This is a genomic window from Bradyrhizobium genomosp. III (assembly GCF_000261705.1).
GTDB classification, from domain to species: domain Bacteria; phylum Pseudomonadota; class Alphaproteobacteria; order Rhizobiales; family Xanthobacteraceae; genus Bradyrhizobium; species Bradyrhizobium ottawaense.
Genome location: NZ_AJQF01000085.1, coordinates 1 through 4,208, shown reverse-complemented (window position 1 = coordinate 4,208; position 4,208 = coordinate 1). Strand labels below are relative to the sequence as shown.

The following is a 4,208-nucleotide window of genomic DNA, read 5'->3' as shown; positions in this document are numbered from 1 at the left end:
GGGGAGCCGGCTGGCCTCGGCCAGCGCGATGCTGCTGTTTCATGCAACTGCCATACTTGCAGCTGTCGCCCTGCTGGCGCGCGGCCTTCTGCACGGCGGAATTGGCCTCATCGGTGCATTCGGCTTCGTGATCGGCGCCGTGCTGTTCGCGGGCGACCTCACCTTGCGGCAATATGCCGGGCACTCGCTGTTTCCATACGCAGCGCCGACGGGCGGGACGGTGATGATCGCGAGCTGGCTGGCCGTGACGCTGGCCGCGGTGGTGGCGCGGAAATAGGTCTCGTGTCCCGGACGCGGTGCGGCACCTAAAGCGCGTTTACGCGCGTCTTCGACGCGCTATGGTGACGCTCCGCAGAGCCGGGACCCAGCAAGCCGCATGGGCCCCGGCTCTGCAGCGCACCGCTGAAGAAGCGCTGCGCTGCGTCCGGGGCACGAAGACCACTTTGCGCCACGCCCGCCAATCGGATAGAACGCAGGCCGCTCCAGTCCCGCCAGCGAGATCCGCGACATGACCGACATCTCCCCGCTCGACCAGGCCCGCATCCTGTCGGAAGCGCTGCCGCACATGCAGCAGTATGACGAGGAAACCATCGTCATCAAATATGGCGGCCATGCCATGGGCGACGAGGAGACCGCGAAGAATTTTGCCCGCGACATCGTGCTGCTGGAGCAGACCGCCATCAATCCGGTGGTGGTGCATGGCGGCGGCCCGCAGATCGCGACCATGCTCAAGCGCCTCGGCATCGTCTCGGAATTCGCAGCCGGCCTGCGCATCACCGATGCGGCGACCATCGAGATCGTCGAGATGGTGCTCGCCGGCTCCGTCAACAAGCAGATCGTCGGCTACATCAACGAAGCCGGCGGCAAGGCCGTGGGGTTGTCCGGCAAGGACGGCAACATGGTGAAGGCGTCGAAGACGACGCGGACCATCATCGATCCGGGCTCGAACATCGAGAAGGCAATCGATCTCGGCTTCGTCGGCGATCCCGAGAAGGTGGACCTCACGCTGCTCAACCAGCTGATCGGCTACGAGCTGATCCCGGTGCTGGCGCCGCTCGCAACCTCGAAGGAAGGCCAGACGCTGAACGTCAACGCCGACACTTTTGCCGGTGCGGTTGCCGGCGCGCTGAAGGCCAAGCGCCTGTTGCTGCTCACCGACGTGCCTGGCGTGCTCGACAAGTCGAAGAAGCTGATCCCGCAATTGTCGGTCAAGGACGCGCGAAAGCTGATCGCCGACGGCACCATTTCCGGCGGCATGATCCCGAAGGTCGAGACCTGCATCTATGCGCTGGAGCAGGGCGTGGAGGGCGTCGTCATCATCGACGGCAAGATGCAGCACGCGGTGCTGCTTGAGCTCTTCACCAACCAGGGCACGGGAACGCTGATCCACAAGTGAGGGACGAGCGGACAAAGAAAACCGTCATGGCCGGGCTTGTCCCGGCCATCCACGATCTTTCGATCCGCGCCAAGAACGTGGATGCCCGGGCCTTCGCCTCGCCGAAGAGGCTTCGGCCTCGCAGGCGGGACAAGCCCGGGCATGACGGGCGGAGGGCTCAGCGCCCCCGCCGCTCACCCCTGACCCGCTTCCTGATGGCGCTGCCGGCCGCGGCCGTCTCGTTCGTCTTCTCCTCAGTGCCGGCCCTCGCCGATCTGAAGATCTGCAACCGCATGTCCTATGTCGTCGAGGCCGCGATCGGCATCGACGACAAGGCGGCGACCGCGACGCGCGGCTGGTTCAGGGTCGATCCCGCCACCTGCCGCGTGGTTGTGCAGGGCACGCTGACCGCCGATCGCATCCTGCTCAACGCCCGCGCGCTCGGCGTCTATGGCGCCTCCCCGATTCCGCAGAACGGCAGCGACATGCTCTGTGTCGCGCAGGACAATTTCGTCATCGCGGCGGCCCGGCAATGCCGCAGCGGCCAGACCCAGGCTGCGTTTACGCAAGTGACGCCGGCGCAAGGAGCCGACGGCAACCTCATTGCCTATCTCGCCGAGGATTCCGAATATGACGACGAGCAGGCCCGCCTCGCCGGCATCCAGCGGCTGTTGGTGATCGCGGGCTACGACGCCGCGCCGATCGACGGCGTCGACGGGCCGAAGACGCAGGCAGCCCTGGCCGCGTTCCTGAAGAGCCGCGGCTTGTCGTCGGACATCGTGGGCTCGCAAAACTTCTTCAAGACCATGGTCGATGCGGTGCAGACGCCGTCCCCGACCGGCCTCACCTGGTGCAACGACACGCCGCACAAGGTGATGGCGGCGATCGCGACCGACGACGGCAAGTCCGTGACCAGCCGCGGCTGGTATCGCATCGATCCCAAGACCTGCCTGCATCCTGATGTGACCGGCCAGCCCAAGCAGATCTTCAGCTTCGCGGAGGCCGTCGACGCCGACAACCGCGCCGTCAAGCTGAAGGACCGGCCGTTGAACTGGGGCGGCGACAGGCAGCTCTGCACGCGCGAGACCAAGTTCGAGACCGTTGAGCAGACCGATTGCGGCGCGCGCGGATTTGCGATGACGGGATTTGGCGCGGTGGACATGTCGAGCGGCGGCAAGACGCTCCGCTTTGCGGTGCCGTGAAATTGGCGTCATGATCAACACGCAAGCGCCTACAAGCTCCGCTGTCGTCCCCGCGAAGGCGGGGACCCATAACCCCAGGGAGTGGTTGTGGCGCGAAGCTGGCCACCCCGACTCTTCGCCGAACTCCTCCCCGTGGTTATGGGTCCCGGGCTCGCGCTTCGCGCGCCCCGGGACGACGAGCTGAGAATGTTGATATGAACCAACTCCGCACCTTTGCTCATGTCGACACCTGGGTGTTCGACCTCGACAACACGCTGTATCCGCATCACGTCAATCTGTGGCAGCAGGTCGATGTGCGGATCACCGAGTTCGTGTCCAGCTGGCTGCAGGTGACGCCGGCGGAGGCGCGAAAACTGCAGAAGGATTATTACCTGCGCTTCGGCACCACGATGCGCGGCATGATGACCCTGCATGGCGTGTCCGCCGACGACTATCTCGCCTATGTCCACAAGATCGACCATTCACCGCTGCAGCCGAACCCGGCGCTCGGCGAAGCCATCGCAAACTTATCGGGGCGCAAGCTGATCCTGACCAATGGCTCGGTCGACCATGTCGATGCGGTGCTGGCGCGTCTCGGCCTGGCAACGCATTTCGACGGCGTGTTCGACATCATCGCCGCCCAGTTCGAGCCGAAGCCGGCGGCGCAGACCTATCAGAAATTCCTCGCCGACCACGCGGTCGATCCGACCAAAGCCGCGATGTTCGAGGACCTCGCCCGCAACCTCACCGTCCCGCACCAGCTCGGCATGACCACCGTGCTGGTGGTGCCTGACGGAACGAAGGAGGTGGTGCGGGAGGACTGGGAACTGGAAGGCCGGGATGCCGCCCATGTCGACCACGTCACGGATGATCTGACGGGGTTTTTGGCAGGGCTCTCGCCCCTATAACCGCCGTCGTCCCGGGCAAGCGTAAGCGCAGACCCGGGACCCATAGCCACGGGATTTGGTTGTCGCGCCGGATTGGTAACTCCGAATCTTCGTCAAACCACTCCCTGTGGCTATGGGTCCCGGATCGGCGCTCCGCTTCGCTGCGCTTGTCCGGGACGACAGCGGAGTATGGACGACGGCGGAGTATGCCTTGACTCCGCCCGCCCAAATCCCGAAAAAGCGCCCCAATCCGTCAAATTCCTGCTTCCCAGAGGAAATCCCGATGTCCCTCCAAGCCCTCGAATCCACCATCAACAGCGCCTTCGACGCGCGCGACGGCATCTCGACCTCGACCAAGGGCGAGGTGCGCGAGGCCGTGGACCAAGCACTGGAGATTCTGGACAAGGGCGAGGCGCGCGTTGCCGAGCGCGGCAGCGACGGCAAGTGGAAGGTCAATCAGTGGCTGAAGAAGGCCGTGCTGCTGTCGTTCCGCCTCAACGACATGGGCGTCATTCCCGGCGGATCCGGCAAGGCGACCTGGTGGGACAAGGTGCCCTCGAAGTTCGAAGGCTGGGGCGAGAACCGTTTTCGCGACGCCGGTTTTCGTGCCGTGCCCGGCTCGGTGGTGCGCCGCTCGGCCTTCATCGCCAAGAACGTCGTCTTGATGCCGTCCTTCGTCAATCTCGGCGCCTATGTCGATGAGAGCACCATGGTCGACACCTGGGCCACTGTCGGCTCCTGTGCGCAAATCGGCAAGCGCGTGCA

Annotated in this window: 4 protein-coding genes and 1 pseudogene; all 5 read left to right on the top strand. The window is 65.0% G+C overall.

Annotated features, from left to right (window positions below):
- The coding region (locus tag IC66_RS0108370) for a DUF423 domain-containing protein (protein ID WP_038947347.1) at positions 1-277 on the top strand (277 nt) is incomplete at its 5' end.
- Between the two features lie 231 nt (positions 278-508).
- Entirely contained in the window at positions 509-1,396 is an 888-nt protein-coding gene (gene argB, locus IC66_RS0108365) for an acetylglutamate kinase (protein WP_028140832.1), read from the top strand.
- A 194-nt stretch (positions 1,397-1,590) separates the two neighbouring features.
- Entirely contained in the window at positions 1,591-2,577 is a 987-nt protein-coding gene (locus IC66_RS0108360; protein WP_038947346.1) for a DUF1036 domain-containing protein, read from the top strand.
- Positions 2,578-2,771: 194 nt separating this feature from the next.
- On the top strand, positions 2,772-3,464 hold the full coding sequence (locus IC66_RS0108355; RefSeq protein ID WP_038947345.1) for a pyrimidine 5'-nucleotidase: 693 nt from the start codon (positions 2,772-2,774) through the stop codon (positions 3,462-3,464).
- 262 nt (positions 3,465-3,726) lie between these two features.
- A pseudogene (locus IC66_RS0108350) lies at positions 3,727-4,208 on the top strand (2,3,4,5-tetrahydropyridine-2,6-dicarboxylate N-succinyltransferase); the annotation flags it as partial.